Raw genomic sequence first — 14,349 nt, 5'->3', positions numbered from 1 at the left:
GGTGCCCGGCCTCTGAGTGAGGCCAGGGCGGGCAAGGAGCCCGCCGTTCTTCTCTCCGCCTTCCCCCACCGGAAACGAGAGAGAAAGAAGACAGAGTGCCCAACGATTCCAACCAACAGGTCAACGACTCCAAACCACGGGTCAACGACTCCAACGAACGAGTCAGCGACTTCAACCAACGGGTCATCGATGAGTTCCGCGCCAACAAGGGCCGTCTGGCCGGTCACTTCGCGCAGGCCCGGCTGCTCCTGCTCACCACCACCGGCGCCCGCACCGGCACCCCGCACACCACTCCCGTCGGCTACCTCCCCGACGGCGGCGACCGTGTCCTGGTCATCGCCTCCGCCGGCGGCGCCGACAAGCACCCCGACTGGTACGTCAACCTCCGCGCCGACCCCCAAGTCACCGTGGAGAGCGGCGCTTTCACCTACCCGGCGCGGGCCGTCGTCCTGACCGGCGAGGAGCGCGAGCGGGCCTGGGCGCGGGCGGTGGAGGCCGACGACGGCTGGGCGGCGTACCAGAGGAAGACCACGCGGACCATCCCCGTGGTCGCGCTGCACCAGATCGCGAACGGCGGCCCCCCGAACGTCAACGCCTCCTCCCCCGCCGAGGCGATCAAGGTCGTGCACGACGCCTTCCGCCGCGAACTGGCCCTGATCAGGCAGGAGATGACGGCGGGCGGCCCGACCCTGGGCGCCCAGCTGCGCGTCAACTGCCTCACGTTCTGCCAGGGGCTGCACCACCATCACTCCGGCGAGGACCTGGCCCTGTTCCCGTTCGTCGAGGACCGCCACCCGTCGGCCGGCCCGGCGCTGCGTCGACTGCGCGAGGAGCACGACCGCATCGCCACGCTCGTCGCCGAACTCCGCCGAGCCGTCACCGCTCCCGCCGGCGACGCCGCCGCCCGCACCGAGGTCGAGCGCCTGACCCTGGACCTGGAGGCCCATCTCACCTACGAGGAAGAGCAGTTGATCCCTCTCCTCGACGCCTCCGCATGACCGGCGGGCGGCCACTGCCCCCTCGTGACCCGGCTAGAAGGGCAGTGGCCGCCCGTGCACCACGTCCAGCCGCGACACCGCCCGGGTCAGCACCACGTACAGCCGGTGCAGCCCGCGCGCCTCCGCCTCCGCGATCGCCGCCGGTTCGACGGCGACCACATGGTCGTACTCGAGTCCCTTGACCAGACTGGCCGGTACGAGGCTCACCCGCGCCCGCAGTTGCTCCGCCCCCGCGACCTCGATCCCGGCCGCGACGAGCGCCGCCCCCACCCGCTCCACGTCGGCGTCGGCGGCGACGACCCCCACGGACCCCTCCCGCCCGAGCGCGTCACGCACCGCCTCCACGACGACCCCGCACACATCCCCTGCCGCCTCCCGCACCCTCAACTCCCCGTCCGTGCGCAGGGACCGCCCGGCCGGTACGTCCACATCGAGCCGCTCCAGCAGCCGGTTGGCGAGTCCTACGACGGCCTCGGGCACCCGGAACCCGGTCGTCAGCGGCACGACCGCCGCGTCCGGCTTCCCCAGATGACGCAGGACGGTCCCCCACGACCGCGCGGCCCACGGCGTGGTGCCCTGCGCCAGATCGCCGAGGACGGTCAGCGAACCGAAACGCGCCCGGCGCGCGATCGCCCGGCACTCCATCGGGGAGAGGTCCTGCGCCTCGTCGACGACGAGATGGCCGTACCCCTCGGGGTGTTCGATCAGCCCCGCGACCTCGTCGAGGAGGACGAGATCGGCGGCGGACCAGCGCGCCGACTTCCACGAGCGCGGCGGCTTCGCCCACAGCAGCGCCCGCTGTTCGTCGTCGTCCAGCAGCCCGTCGGCTGACTTCCTCAACACACCGGCGTCGGACAGCAGTTGGCTGACGACCTCCTCCGGCCGTACCCGCGGCCACACCGCGTCGACGTACGCGCCGACCGCCCGCGCCCGCGAGATCTTCTGCACCCAGGCGTTCGTCTGCGGCCCGGCCCGCCGCTCGGCCCGCAGCTGCAGCGCCCGCACGGCCCGGGTCCGTACCCGCTCCCGTCCGACGGCGTACGGCGGTTGCTCGGCGAGCACGTCCTCGACGATCCGGACGAGTTCGCCGGCGCCGACCCGCCACTGGTAGGAACCGTCCTTGATCGCGAGGGAGTCGACGTCCCGGCTCGACACGTGGGCGTACAGCGCCCGGCGCAGCACCTCGGCCATGCGCGCGTCGTGTTTGACGAGGGCGGTCCCCTCCCCGTCCGTCCCGGTGACCGGATGGCGGCCGATCTCCTCCTGAAGGGTGGACTGCCGTACGCCGGTCTCGCCCAGGGCGGGCAGCACTTCGCCGATGTACGTCAGGAAGGTGCGGTTGGGGCCGAGGATGAGGAGTCCGCCGCGTCGGATGCGCTGCGGGTGGGTGTAGAGGAGATAGGCGGCGCGGTGCAGCCCGACGGCGGTCTTGCCGGTGCCCGGAGCCCCTTGTACGCACACGGACAGACCGATCCCGCCCCGTACGAGATCGTCCTGCTCGGGCTGGATGGTGGCCGCGATGTCCCGCATGGGCCCGACCCGGGGCCGCTCGATCTCATGCGCCACGATCCCGCTGACCTGCGACTCCCCCTTCCCCAGATGCTCGTCCTCCAGCCCGGTGAGATCGGCGGAGTCGCCCCGGCTGCCGGCCGCCCACCCGAACCTCCGCCGGACCGCGACGCCCTGCGGATCCCGGGCACTCGCCTGATAGAAGGCCCTGCTGACGGGCGCACGCCAGTCCACGACGAGGGGCGGGGCGGCTGGCGCCTCGGTGATCCGCAGCCGCCCGATGCGGTAGCTCTGCCCGGAGTGGTCACCGGCGTCGGCCGAGAAGTCCAACCGCCCGAAGAACAGGGGCGCTTCGGGCAGCTCGCGCATCGCCTTGGCCTGACTCCTCAGCCGGTACCCGAGCACCTCGGCGTCGGCACCGGAGGCGGAGACGTCCTCGCCGGTGACGACGTGTTCCTGGGCGCCGTCGACCATGGCGGCGAGGGCGGTACGGCAGCGGTCGTGGTGGGCGCGCTCGTGGTGGAGGGACTCTTTCAGGGCGGGGTCGGCTGACGTCATGGGGGCGAGGGTACGCCAGAAAACGTAACCGAGTTAAATTTCTTACCGAATCTCGCGCCGGATGAATCGCTCCGCTCAGGCGAACTGGGGCAAACCCGCGGCCAGCCTGTCGAACGCCTGCTCGGCGGCACGTACGGCATCCGACCGCACCTCCTCGACCGACTCCCCGGCGGCGATCCGCCGCCAGTTCTCCAGCGCGAGGATCCGCTGGACGGCGATGATCTGCCCCGCGGCGAGCCGAGCCTCCAGCCCTCCCCCGAGCGCCTCGGCGAGCGCGGCCTCGGACCGCTCCTGGTAGGTGTGGACGCGGGCGACGAGGGAGGGGGTGCCGTAGAGGAGGGAGTGGAAGGCGAGGACGGCCGGGTGATCGTTGAGCCCGGTGACGGGGTCGGACCGCTCGAGCCCGTCGAGGAAGTGCCGGCGCAGGGCGGCGACCGGCGTCGGGCCCTGGGCGGCGACGCGGGCGGCCTCTCGCTCATGATCGGCGATCCGATGCAGAACCAGGTCCTCCTTGGTCGGGAAGTACCGGAACAGCGTCGGCTTCGACACCTCGGCGGCGGCCGCGACCTCGGCGACGGACACGGCGTCGAAGCCCTTCTCCAGGAACAGCCGGATGGCCGTCTCGGAGAGGTCGTTGAACATCCGCTGCTTCTTGCGCTCACGCAGGCCGATGTCGGTCATGCCGACGACTCTAACCGTGCCGCTCTGATCTGACCGCGCCGCTCTGACCAGTGCCGCTTGACCTCAACCTCGCTTGAGGTCGAAGACTGCGCGAGTCGAGTCCGTACGACGACTGCACGACCGGAGGCATGCCATGCGAGCGGTACAGGTGAAGGAGTTCGGCGGTCCCGAGGTCCTGATGCCGGTGGAACTGCCGGACCCGGAACCGGAGGCGGGCGAGGTGGTGATCGACGTGGCGTACGCCGACACGCTCTTCGTCGAGACGCAGGTACGGTCCGGATGGGGCCGCGAGTACTTCGACGTCACCCCGCCGTACGTCCCCGGGGGCGGCGTCTCCGGCACGGTCACGGAGACAGGCCCCGGCGGAGTGGCTGGGACGGCGGGTGATGTCCCATGTCCGGGGCAGCTACGCGTCACGGGCTGTGGCAGCGGTCTCGGCGTTGACGGTCGTACCGGAGGGTGTGGGTCTGCTGACCGCCGCAGCGCTGGTGCATGACGGGGTGACCGGGGCGGGACTGATCGAACGGACGGGGATCACGCGCGGCGAGCGGGTACTGATCCTGGGGGCGTCGGGCGGGATGGGGACGCTACTGGTGCAGTTGGCGGCGGCGCGTGGTGCGCGGGTGGTGGGGCTGGCCCGGGGCGCCGAGAAGACGTCACTTGTGCGGGAGTTGGGGGCAACAGCAGCTCTCGACATCACGACCGAGGACTGGCTGTTGTCGACCCGGGAGGCACTGGGCGGGTCGGCCGACGTGGTGCTGGACGGGGTGGGGGGTGAACTGGGCGCGTCGGCTTTCCCGCTGACGGCTGACGGGGGGCGGTTCTCGGCGCATGGGGCGCCTTCGGGGGACTTCGCGAGGCTCGACACGCGGGAGGCAGCGAACCGCGGCATCCGGCTGTTCGGGATCGGGGATGTGCAGTTCGGGCCGGCGGAGCTCGGGCGTCTGGCCGGGTACGCGTTGGGGGAGGCGGCGAATGGGCGGTTGCGGGCGGTGATCGGGGAGGAGTTCCCGTTGGAACGGGCCCGTGAGGCTCATTCGGCGGTGGAGCAGCGGGGAATGGTGGGCAAGGTGTTGCTGGAGTGCTGAGAGCTCAGCTCGCCGCACCGCGATGCCAGGGAGGCACGCTCGCCAAGCGCCACAGGTCATCGAAATGCTTGTTCCAGGTCGCGACAGCGACCTTGGAGTCGTCATCGTCCTTGCGCGACCAGACATTCAGATCCGTCCGGTAGCCCTTCGGGTCGTAGTACTCGGGCTCCGTGCTGAATCCCATAGTGCGGGCGGCCACGTCGTAAAGGCCGTGCAGCACTAGCTCTCGGTTGAAGATGCACACCTTGTCACGCGGTATGCCCTGGTAGAAGCGGTACTCGCACTCGGCACTCACCCGGCCGAGCATGGTCAGCCGTTGCGCGATCGCCGACAGCGACCGGTCGTACTCCTGGCACTTGGCCTCCAGGCGCTTGCGGAACTCCTCGTCGTCTTCCGGTGCGCCGTTCTCACCCACCCGGGACGGGACGATCATCGGCTGCCGGAAGTCCGGAACCAGGAACCTGATGGACACCGTGCGCGTCGGTCCCGGATCATCGAAGAAGCCCTCCAGGCGGTGGTAGAGGGCGTTGTAGAGCGTCTCACCGGTGTAGCCGAGAAAACTGATCTCGACGTTCCGCGCTTCGAACACCTCGGTCACGAAGCTGCCGAGCTCCCGTGACTTCACCTGCGCACGCGTCGGTGTCCGGAGGGTGGCGGCGAGGTCCTTCACCGTGTCGTACAACACGTAGGCGATAAGGCTGAGCAGGGCGCCGCCGAGGAAGGCCTTGCCCTCCAGGGCTTCACCCACCGGTTTCACGAACTGCGCGGTCAGACCTGTGACGAAGATGCCCAGCAGCAGCAGCCTCGTGGCGACAGGTTCGTACCGCGCCTGAAAGCGCCTCAGAATGTCTCCGACCCTCTCGTCGGGCACCCTGTTCCCACGACCGGACATGCGCAGTCCTTCCCCCGTACGGACCGCCGGTCGCGGGTCACAAGCCGTCGGCATACCCGTCCGGCGAAGAACCTCCATGGTTGCCGTGGGGCAACGCGAGGGCAAGGTAGGGATTGGCCGTGGACTTGGTCTTGAGCCCGAGAGTCGCTGTCGCCTCGGTCAGGGTCATGGCGTACCGTTCCACCGCTCGACGGACATTGGGGGCCTCCAGGCTGTCCCCGGCCACGAGCCGGTCAAGGTCCACATAGGCCGAGCGGACCATCTCGATCCAGCGGTACACCCGCCAGTCCTGCTGCCAGCCCACCGTGCAGTCCGTCGGCAGCAGTGCGGCCCAACGGGAGAAGAGGCGCTCCCGGATGTCCGGCAGGGTCGGAGTCAGGTGCATGTGCCGGACGAGATCGTAGAGGGGATCACCCACCATCGCCATTTCCCAGTCGATGAGGGTCAGGCCGCTGCCGTCCTCGCGGCGCACCATGTTCCACGGATTCAGGTCACCGTGCAGCAGGACGGAACGACGCTGCGTCACCTTGTGCCGGCCGAGGATCTCGCCGAGCCGGTAGCTGCTGGGAAGACCCAGTTCACGGGCCAGGTCTGCCGTCTTCTTGGGGAGTTCGGCGACCATACGGATGAGTTCGCCGCTGAGGTGCGCGTAGAAGTCGATATGGGGAAGGGGCGGCTGTTCGAGCTTCTCGCAGTTGACGTACGTCAGAGCACAGAGCTGGTTGACGAGATCGTCCGCTTCGTGCGGCAGCAGCCCGTCCTCCGGATGGTTCGGGTGCCGGATACGTCCCTTCGGACCTTCGTAGGAGTGAATGGTGAACTGGTCCCCAAGCTCACTGGTGCCCAGTGCCAGCACCTTCGGTGCCCGCACCAGCACCCCTGACTGCTCGATTGCCCTGAGCACGACGTGCTCGTTCAGGAATCGCCGTTCCAGAGGGCTGCCGGTGCCCACCTTCCTCCGCACCATGACGGGGTCCTGGTATCCGCTCACCCGCACTGCCGTGCTGAGATGCGCCGTGCCTTTGAAGACCCGATCCGCCGACGCGGCGCCCTCTTCGAACAAGGCCTCCGCCACAGCCGACGAGGGGAACATCGGATGCTCCGGCACTCGTTCGTCGCGCTCCCAGGTGACCGACACCGCGCGGTCGCGGCTGTGCCGCTTCCCGTGGGACACGTTCCAGCGGAAGAGGATGCGCTCGATCGCCTGCACGTCCGGCACGCTCTTGAGCCGCAGAGGCTCCTCGGCCGAGATGAGTGCCCTGCGCACCGCACTGGTTGCCTCGTCCAGGTCTCGCTGGTCGAAGGAGTCACCGAGGGAGGTCGCGGCACGCATGACGTCCGGATAGACGGACTGGGCCCGTTCGAAGTCCACGTAGTGCTTGAGGTCCCGGTCGAGGCCGTTGACAGCTTTGAGGCTTCGGCGCCCCATGCTGTCGCGCCACGCTTCCATCACCTGTTGCCACTGATGCTCGGGGTACTGCATACGCACCAGATGTGTGGCGAGATCGTGCAGTGGGTCCCCGTAGCTCGCCAGCTCCCAGTCGACGCAGATCAGTGGCGGATCTCCGTGATACGACACGATCACGTTGTCACGGTGCAGGTCCGTGTGGAGCAGGCTGAAGGGGCGGGTGCTCATCGTCGGCACACGCTCGGCGAACCGCACCATGGCGTCCTCCGGAATGCCGAGCATGGCGAACAGGCCCCCGAAGCGGGGCCAGTTGCGCTGCCGGATCTGCACTTCCGCCGCATGGGCCAGGGCTCGCAGAAACGCGCGGCTGTCCCTGCCATGGCGGGGCCACGACTGCGGCAACGGTGGCAGATCCTTTCTGCGTACCTGCGTCATGTCCGCGAGCAGGTCGGTCAAGGCGGCAATCAGATTGGTGTCCACCGTCTTGCCGTTGGGACAGATACTGGACAGTGGCACACCCTGGACGTAGCTCAGGATGGTCATGTCGCGGGTCTGGACCAGGCAGCGCGGTACGTGTGGCAGGACACCCCGGACGACCCCGAGAATCTCGGCTTCGTTCTGCCAGGTTCGAATGACCACGGGCAACGCATGGCGGATGCGCTGCCTCAGCGTGACCAGCTCACCGTCCAGACTGCCGATGAGCCGCCGGTGTTCCTCAGTGAGCGGCCGCACCATGTAGTTGAGATTGTGATGCCCCCGGCCGAACTCCCCCACGGCCCGGGCGTAGCGCACGAAATCGTCGTACACCGTTCGCCGGGCTCCAGGCTTTGATGGACCACCCAAGGGGCACTCCTGAATAGTTATGCGCTAGCGCTAATCCTCATGCGCGAAAGTGAATGGCCACAGGCTAGTGCCCTGCCCACTCGCGCGATGCCACCGTCACCAAACAGTCACTTACTTGAGTACGTCCTGAATCGACGTCAGTCTCACGCCGCCCCGCATTCTTCGCATGCCGGGCAGGCTTCAGGAAGGCACCTCGAGGATGCTCCACCAGGAGTCGTACCAGGCCTGCCAGCTCTCCATGAACACAGATCCGGTGGAGTTGGGATCGCCCGGGTCGTTGACGTGGCGCGTCAGCGTCGATCCCAGTCCGAGAACGTCCAGGGCGTCGATCTGCGTGTCATCATCCAGAAAAATCGAACGTTCGACCACCTTGTACGGACCGAAGAGCGCCTCGCTGTCCCTCAGGAGGTACAGCTTGAAGGGGGGAGCCAGCGGTATCCACCGGACGTCCACCCTCGCTCGGGGCACGAGCCCTTCCGTCTCCAGGTCCCGCAACGCGGAGCGAAGCGAGGCCGTGTGTCGCTTCGTGATGTCGCGCAACCGGTCCTGGAGCCGACCATCGATGTCCGTCACGTCCGGGCCTCCGGCCAACCTGTTGGCCCTGGGATACGGCAGAGCCACCGAATCGGCGGGCAGGAGCATCCGCACCTCGATGCGCTCAGGGTGGATCTCTCCTGTACGGATGCGCTCAGCCTGCAACCGGATATGGGCGTCCAGACTCTCCGATGTCAGCGTGAACACATCGAGCTGAACGGTGGGCTGGGCGAACGCACGCGCGATAAAGGGCCCCAGAGCCGGCCGAAGGCGAGGCGCTGTGGGCGGCTGAACCAGAGAGTGGATGGGCGGCTCGTCCACGACCCACGATCCGCTGCCCTGGCGGGAATCGATCCAGCCTTCGCTCTTCAACTCGTTGAGGACCTTCTGCACGGTGTCGCGCGAGACGTCGAACTCCTCGGCGAGCGCCCGTTGCGGCGGCAGGTGGGTACCTGCCGCGTAAACCCCCTCGGCGATCCGGGAACGCAGCGCCTCCAGGACGGGGAACGCCCCCCTCCCGATGCCACCACCATGTTCCACGGTCACACCGCGACCGTACCTCCCCGGCGGCACAAGCAAACCAATTCAAGTCACATTGGGCGGATCGTTAAGGGATCAAGCAGTCAGGGCACAACCAATCTACGGACAACCAGTCCAATTGGACGGCTAGTTGATCGATTCGCTGTAGTGGACGGGGTGGGACTCGTGATCTTCTTCCAACTGGTCGGAGCGGTCCTCCAATTTGAGGTGGGACAGCTGGCGACGTCGCGACTCGGGCTGGCAGGCGTGGCCGGGGCACTGATGCTGGCTCTGACGCCGGTGCTCATCAGGAAACTGGTACAGGGGCTTCGGCGGAGCATCGACACCAGCCCGGAGTGGTGGGCGGCCGGTCTCCTTCTGGCCCTTATCGCGCTCTGCCTTTACGCCTGATTCCGCAACTCCCGCAGGATCGGTAGCAGTGACCCCACGACATCCCGCGCGCCGGCGTCCTTCAGTTGCTTCTCCTTGTACTCGTTACGCGCGTAGCCCAGGAACGGTACTCCTGCCTCCTCCGCGGCCCAGAGGTCCGTGGGGGCATCGCCGATCATCAGGGCGGCGGACGGAGCGGCACCCATCGCGTTGAGAGCTCTGTTCAGGCAGTGGGGGTGCGGCTTCAGCAGTTCCAGATCGCTGGTGCGTCCATAGAGGTGCGGGGCGAAACACTCGACCAGACCGCGGCTTGTAAGGTAATCGGAAACCGTGCGGGGCGAGTTGTTGGTGGTGACCGCGAGGCGGGTGCCCACCGCGCTCCACGTGCGTATCAGCGGGTCCGCCCAGGCTGTTGGCATCGCGGAAGCGACGGCCTTGAGTTCCTGCTGGGTGAGCCTCTCCTCCAGCTCGGCCACCAGATCGCTGTGCGGATGACGTCGGTTGACGGCATAGAGCACCACCATCGGGTCCGGATGGACCCGCTCCTCCTCGGTCAGTAAGCCGCGCAGGCCCTGCGCCTCCAGCCAGGCGACGAGTTCCTTCGCCACCTGCTCCGCCGTGTGCCCGGCGAACAGCCGACAAATGGGGCCATCGAAGTCGAAGAGCACGAAGCGGGCGTTGGTGATCAGTTCTCGCAGGTTCCCTGTCTCTACTGCCACCAGATCAGTCTGCGTCGTATCAGGAGTCACTAGGAGAGTGTCAGGTCCGTAGTGATGGTTTCCCAGAGGGCGTTGAACCACTTCTGGGATTGGTCGACGAAGGCGGCGTCCCGCTGACCGGTCCGTTGTTCGAAGGAGAAGAGGAGGGACTCGCTGCCCAGGACGTCGTACATGTCCAGGGTCTCGCTGCCCCACTCCTCCTCCCTCTTGGTGATCATGTAGTAGGCGACCAGCGCCTCGCTGCCGTTGAGCAGGTAAAGCTTGATGGGAGGCGTGAACGGCAGTGCCCGGAACGTGACATGGACGTCGATGCCGTGAGTGGCCCGCAACGCCCGGAGATTGTGCTGGAGCACCTGCCCCTGGGCGTTGCGCTGGGAAAGCCAGCGCTGATGGACGGGATCGTCTTCGCCGCGGCCCTCCACCGGGACCGGGAAGGCGAGGTTGATCTCCCGTGACGGCAACAGGAGGCGGACGTCGATCGACTTCGGTCGTATCTCGCCCGCGTGGATTCGGCGAAGGGGTTCACCGAGCGCCAGCATCAGGGTCTCGGAGGTCAGGCATGCGGCGTCCACGCGCACTTGCGGCGCCGCGAACGCCTCCGCCAGCCGCGGCGCCAGGCCCACCATCGTCGGCTGAGGCTCGCCCATGACCGGCGCAGGCTCGGCGATGCGGGGCGGGCTCCCCTTGCTCACGTTGGTGAGCAAGCCGCTCTCCTGGAGCGCGCGCAGGGCCTGGCGTACCGCACCCCGTTCCACGCCGAACTCGTCCGCCAGTTCTGCCTGGGTCGGTAGGCGGTCGCCGGCCTTGAGGTCGCCGGTGCGGATGCGTTCGCGGAGGATGTCGGCGATCTCCTGGGGGGACCTTCTGCTGCCGTTCACTGCCACGTTCTCCTGAGTCACGACCAAACGCTACAACTCGGATCCATCTGCTGGGAGTTGTTGGCGACTTGTTTATGAGTAGGGACCAAGTGGGGATAACTTAGTTGGAGTTGGTTGCCAACTTGGAAGAGTTGGCGGAAGGTTTGCCTCCTCGTTCGAATCGGCCTTCCTCAACTCCGTCCGCTCCGCCCGTCCCGCCTCCGCACCCCCCACCGCACCGCCGCACCGCCGCACCGCCCGCCCGCCCGCGAAGCCTGAAGGGGGAACCACCATGCCCGTCCTCGCCCTCCTCTCCGCCGTCTTCGTCGTCGGCGTCGAGCAGACCGTCCAGTGGAAGTACGGCGTCACCGGGATCATCGGCCTGACGCTCCTCACCATAGGCATCAAGGCGAAGAACCCGACGGTCAGCTCCGTCGGCGCCGTCGTCCTGGCCCTGCTGGTCGCCGGACCCGCTCTATGAGCGGAGCCCGTCCCGGCGGCCGGTGTCATCGTTGTGGGAGACGGTCAGTTCGCGAGTAACAGCTCCGAACTGATCGTCTCCCACAGCGCGTTGAACCACAGGTACGACTGCTCGACGAAGGTCGTGTCCCGCAGGTCGGCGCCCTGCTCGAAGGCGAACAGCATGGACTGGGTGCCCTCCGCGTCGTACATCTCCAGGGGCTCGTGGTCGATCTCCTCCTCGCGGCGCGTGACCGTGTAGTACGCGAAGAGGGACTCCACCCCGTTGAGCAAGTACAGCTTCACCGGTGGGGTGAAGGGCAGCGAGCGGAAAGTGACCTCGACATCGATGCCGTGCGTGGCGCGCAGGGCCAGCAGGTTGTGCCGCAGGACCTGGACCTGGGCGTTGCGGTGGGACACCCAGCGGCGTTGCAGCCGGCCGTCCATCGCCGCGTCCACGGGCGTCGGGAAGGCCAGTTCGATGTCGCTGCTGGGCAGCAGGACGCGGACGTCAACCTTGGCCGGTTTCAGCTGTCCGGCGTGGATCTGGCGCAGCGGTTCGCCGATCGCGAGGGTCAGGGACACCGAGGTGAGGCACAGGGCGTCTATCTCGACGTGCGGCTCCGCGAACGCGGCCGCTATGCGCGGGGCCAGCGCCACCATGGTGGGCAGCGGCGGGGCTCCGGGGCCGATCGGTGCGGCGCCCAGGCCCAGGTCGGGGGCCACGGTGGCGGGCGCGCCCTTGGAGACGTTGGTGAGCAGGTGCTCCGACTGCAGGATGCGCAGCGCCTGGCGTACGGCACCGCGCTCGACGCCGAACTCGTCGGCCAGTCTGGCCTGCGTGGGCATGCGTTGGCCCGGACGGAGCTCGCCCGACCTGATCCGGGCACGCAGCTCGTCGGCCACCTCTCTGTGGGACTTCTGTGACCGCTGTGACCTCTTCCGCCCATTGACGGCGGCGTGTTGGGGGTCCACGACCAAACACTACAACTTCCCGCCATCTTTCGGCAGTTCCAGAGAAGGTGGTTATAAGCCGCTTCCAAGCGGAGATAAGTACAGTGAAGTTGGTCACCAACTTGAGCAACCTTGAACAACATGGTCGGAACATCCGGAGGCTTGGCCACAGGGGTCCTCCTCCCGTCCCGAAGGAGGGACCGTCATGCCGCTCGTAGCCCTTGCCGTCGCCGCCCTCGCTTTCGGATTCGAGCAGCTCGTCCAGTGGAAGTACGGACCGATGGGCATCATCGCGTTCCTCGCGCTGTCCATCGGGCTCAAGGCCAGGAACACCGTCATCAGCGGACTGGGAGCGGTCATCCTCGTGATGCTGCTGGCCCAGTCGGGCTGACCTCGCGTCGGCCGAAACCCGGTTCGGCTGGCCGGGCTCCCTTCCGGAGGGGAGCCGGGAGCCCGGTCAGTCTGCACCAAGCGCACCGTCACAACTCAACATCGACAACTCAACACCGGCGGCTCAGCAGCCGCACCCGCACAGCCACAACTGAACAGCTCCATCGGCTCCATGAGCTCCATCAGCACAGTCACAACTGAACAGCACAGCTACGGATGAGAGATCAGAAGTCAACCGCCGTCGCGCGTGAGGAGGTTCAGAACATGTCCGGGCACCAAGGGCGCCTGGACGTACGCAGCAGGGCGTCGGCCGACCGGCCGGCGCCCGCTCGTTCTTCCTGGACCCGCCCCAGCGACACCAGCCGTACCGCCGACTGGTCGCCGAGCCACAGCGCCGCCAGCTCGGAGACGTCCAGGGAGAGTTCCGCGCTCTGCCGCGTCGGCGTACACGACGCGCCCTGCGGCGAGGCCTCCAGCCGGTAGCGACCGCCCGCGTAACCGGCGCGGTCGGTGATCTCCAGCACCAGCGAGCCCGTACCCTCGTACGTCCGCGCCTCCAGGGCCCGTACGACGTCCAGGATCCGCACCCACAGCCAGTCCGCCTGCGAGACGACGCGGGCGGCCCTCGGGTCGGGGAGCAGGTCGGTGGGCAGGTCGTCCGGGGCGCGCTGGCCGGTCTTCACCTGCGTCACCCAGTCGATCGAGCAGAGGTGGTACCACAGGGCCCGCTCGGCGGCCGGCGTGGTCGCGATCATGCCTCGTACGGTCGCCGTGTCCAGCGGCTGCCCCGCGTCGCCCCACTTGTCGTCCACCTCGTAGGCGACCAGACCCTCCAGCGTGCCGTCCGGCGCGCGGTACGCGGCGAAGAACGGCTCGGTCCACTTCGGGTCGACACGGACGGCACCGGTGTTGAGCTGCCACCACCAGTCGCCGCGGCTGACGGCGCCGGGGGTGGCGCGGCGGAAGCGGTCGTGGAGTTCGGGGCCGATCTTCCGTACGTCGTCGCCGTCCACGAGGTCGACGCGGGCGCCGTCGACCGGGCCGGACCAGCGGGGGTCGAGGCCGGTGCGGGGGACGTCGACGATCCACTCGGTTGAGGTGGTGGCGGGGCCGAAGCCGTAGCGGCCGTAGATCCGGTACTCCGCGGCGATGAGCGTCGCCACGACGTCGCCGCGCTCCTTGGCGGTCGCGAGGTCCTGGGTCATCATCCGGGTGAGCAGTCCGCGGCGGCGGTGGGTGGCGGTGACGGTGACGCCGGAAATGGCGTCGGCCTGCACGGAGGCGCCGCCGACCGCGGTGACCTCCTGGGCGAAGGACCGGAACGTCGCGACACAGCGGTCCCCGTCGAAGGCCCCGATATAGCGACCGGCCTCGAACTGCCCGCGCCGGGCCTCGAGCTCGGCCTCCGACGGGGTCGGCGGACGCAGGAAACCGGTGTTCACCGCCCGTATCCACTCGGGGAACTCCCCCTCGGTGACCGGACGGACGTCGATGTCAACGGCTCGGCTCATGGGATCACGGTAGGCGGACGGCGGGGAGGGTGTCGCGGG

The 14,349-nt window shown here is 68.1% G+C and carries 15 protein-coding genes; 6 read left to right on the top strand and 9 right to left on the bottom strand.

The genetic code is table 11. The features are described from left to right. Positions 1-185: 185 nt before the first annotated feature. The gene (locus ACWCQ1_RS38585) at positions 186-998 is read left to right on the top strand and encodes a nitroreductase/quinone reductase family protein (RefSeq protein WP_358592879.1); all 813 of its coding nucleotides are present in this window, start codon (positions 186-188) and stop codon (positions 996-998) included. A gap of 33 nt (positions 999-1,031) precedes the next feature. Here ACWCQ1_RS38585 and ACWCQ1_RS38580 read toward each other — a convergent pair whose 3' ends face one another. Beyond that, positions 1,032-3,065, bottom strand: a complete 2,034-nt coding sequence (locus tag ACWCQ1_RS38580; protein ID WP_451028463.1) for a HelD family protein — start codon at positions 3,063-3,065, stop codon at positions 1,032-1,034. A 75-nt stretch (positions 3,066-3,140) separates the two neighbouring features. Further along, on the bottom strand, positions 3,141-3,746 hold the full coding sequence (locus ACWCQ1_RS38575; protein WP_358592173.1) for a TetR/AcrR family transcriptional regulator: 606 nt from the start codon (positions 3,744-3,746) through the stop codon (positions 3,141-3,143). Between the two features lie 133 nt (positions 3,747-3,879). On the opposite strand from ACWCQ1_RS38575, the gene ACWCQ1_RS38570 reads away from it, so the two are divergent. Continuing rightward, positions 3,880-4,242, top strand: a complete 363-nt coding sequence (locus ACWCQ1_RS38570; protein ID WP_451028462.1) for a hypothetical protein — start codon at positions 3,880-3,882, stop codon at positions 4,240-4,242. Then, on the top strand, positions 4,208-4,834 hold the full coding sequence (locus tag ACWCQ1_RS38565) for a zinc-binding dehydrogenase (protein WP_451028461.1): 627 nt from the start codon (positions 4,208-4,210) through the stop codon (positions 4,832-4,834). Before ACWCQ1_RS38570 ends, ACWCQ1_RS38565 begins: the two co-directional genes overlap by 35 nt. A gap of 4 nt (positions 4,835-4,838) precedes the next feature. On the opposite strand, the gene ACWCQ1_RS38560 is transcribed toward ACWCQ1_RS38565, so the two are convergent. The 3 genes from ACWCQ1_RS38560 to ACWCQ1_RS38550 form a co-directional block, all read right to left on the bottom strand. Further along, complete coding sequence (locus tag ACWCQ1_RS38560) at positions 4,839-5,705, bottom strand: hypothetical protein (protein WP_358592169.1); 867 nt, start codon at positions 5,703-5,705, stop codon at positions 4,839-4,841. Positions 5,706-5,763: 58 nt separating this feature from the next. Next, positions 5,764-7,869 carry an aminoglycoside phosphotransferase family protein gene (locus ACWCQ1_RS38555; RefSeq protein WP_358592876.1) on the bottom strand — a complete coding sequence of 702 codons (2,106 nt, stop codon included), beginning with the start codon at positions 7,867-7,869 and terminating at the stop codon, positions 5,764-5,766. 288 nt (positions 7,870-8,157) lie between these two features. Next, on the bottom strand, positions 8,158-9,057 hold the full coding sequence (locus tag ACWCQ1_RS38550) for a GntR family transcriptional regulator (RefSeq protein WP_358592167.1): 900 nt from the start codon (positions 9,055-9,057) through the stop codon (positions 8,158-8,160). A 150-nt stretch (positions 9,058-9,207) separates the two neighbouring features. Here ACWCQ1_RS38550 and ACWCQ1_RS38545 point away from each other — a divergent pair, with 150 nt between their 5' ends. After that, on the top strand, positions 9,208-9,441 hold the full coding sequence (locus tag ACWCQ1_RS38545; RefSeq protein WP_133045725.1) for a hypothetical protein: 234 nt from the start codon (positions 9,208-9,210) through the stop codon (positions 9,439-9,441). Here the strand turns inward: ACWCQ1_RS38545 and ACWCQ1_RS38540 are convergent. Together ACWCQ1_RS38540 and ACWCQ1_RS38535 are read right to left on the bottom strand one after the other, a co-directional pair. Next, on the bottom strand, positions 9,432-10,169 hold the full coding sequence (locus ACWCQ1_RS38540) for an HAD family hydrolase (protein ID WP_358592162.1): 738 nt from the start codon (positions 10,167-10,169) through the stop codon (positions 9,432-9,434). The genes ACWCQ1_RS38545 and ACWCQ1_RS38540 overlap by 10 nt on opposite strands. Then, positions 10,169-11,044 (bottom strand): GntR family transcriptional regulator, encoded by an 876-nt coding sequence (locus ACWCQ1_RS38535; RefSeq protein ID WP_133045727.1) that lies wholly within the window; start codon positions 11,042-11,044, stop codon positions 10,169-10,171. Before ACWCQ1_RS38535 ends, ACWCQ1_RS38540 begins: the two co-directional genes overlap by 1 nt. Before the next feature lie 244 nt (positions 11,045-11,288). On the opposite strand from ACWCQ1_RS38535, the gene ACWCQ1_RS38530 reads away from it, so the two are divergent. Further along, positions 11,289-11,477: a hypothetical protein gene (locus tag ACWCQ1_RS38530; protein WP_133045728.1), complete on the top strand. Its 189-nt coding sequence runs from the start codon at positions 11,289-11,291 to the stop codon at positions 11,475-11,477. Between the two features lie 44 nt (positions 11,478-11,521). Here the strand turns inward: ACWCQ1_RS38530 and ACWCQ1_RS38525 are convergent, their stop codons facing one another. Beyond that, positions 11,522-12,436: a winged helix-turn-helix domain-containing protein gene (locus ACWCQ1_RS38525; protein WP_133045729.1), complete on the bottom strand. Its 915-nt coding sequence runs from the start codon at positions 12,434-12,436 to the stop codon at positions 11,522-11,524. A 178-nt stretch (positions 12,437-12,614) separates the two neighbouring features. Here ACWCQ1_RS38525 and ACWCQ1_RS38520 point away from each other — a divergent pair, with 178 nt between their 5' ends. Continuing rightward, on the top strand, positions 12,615-12,800 hold the full coding sequence (locus ACWCQ1_RS38520) for a hypothetical protein (RefSeq protein ID WP_133045730.1): 186 nt from the start codon (positions 12,615-12,617) through the stop codon (positions 12,798-12,800). Positions 12,801-13,056: 256 nt separating this feature from the next. On the opposite strand, the gene ACWCQ1_RS38515 is transcribed toward ACWCQ1_RS38520, so the two are convergent. Continuing rightward, entirely contained in the window at positions 13,057-14,310 is a 1,254-nt protein-coding gene (locus tag ACWCQ1_RS38515) for a GNAT family N-acetyltransferase (protein WP_451028460.1), read from the bottom strand. Positions 14,311-14,349 lie beyond the last annotated feature (39 nt).

Source organism: Streptomyces sp. NPDC002144 (assembly GCF_053593695.1).
This window is presented reverse-complemented; position numbering and strand designations above follow the sequence as displayed.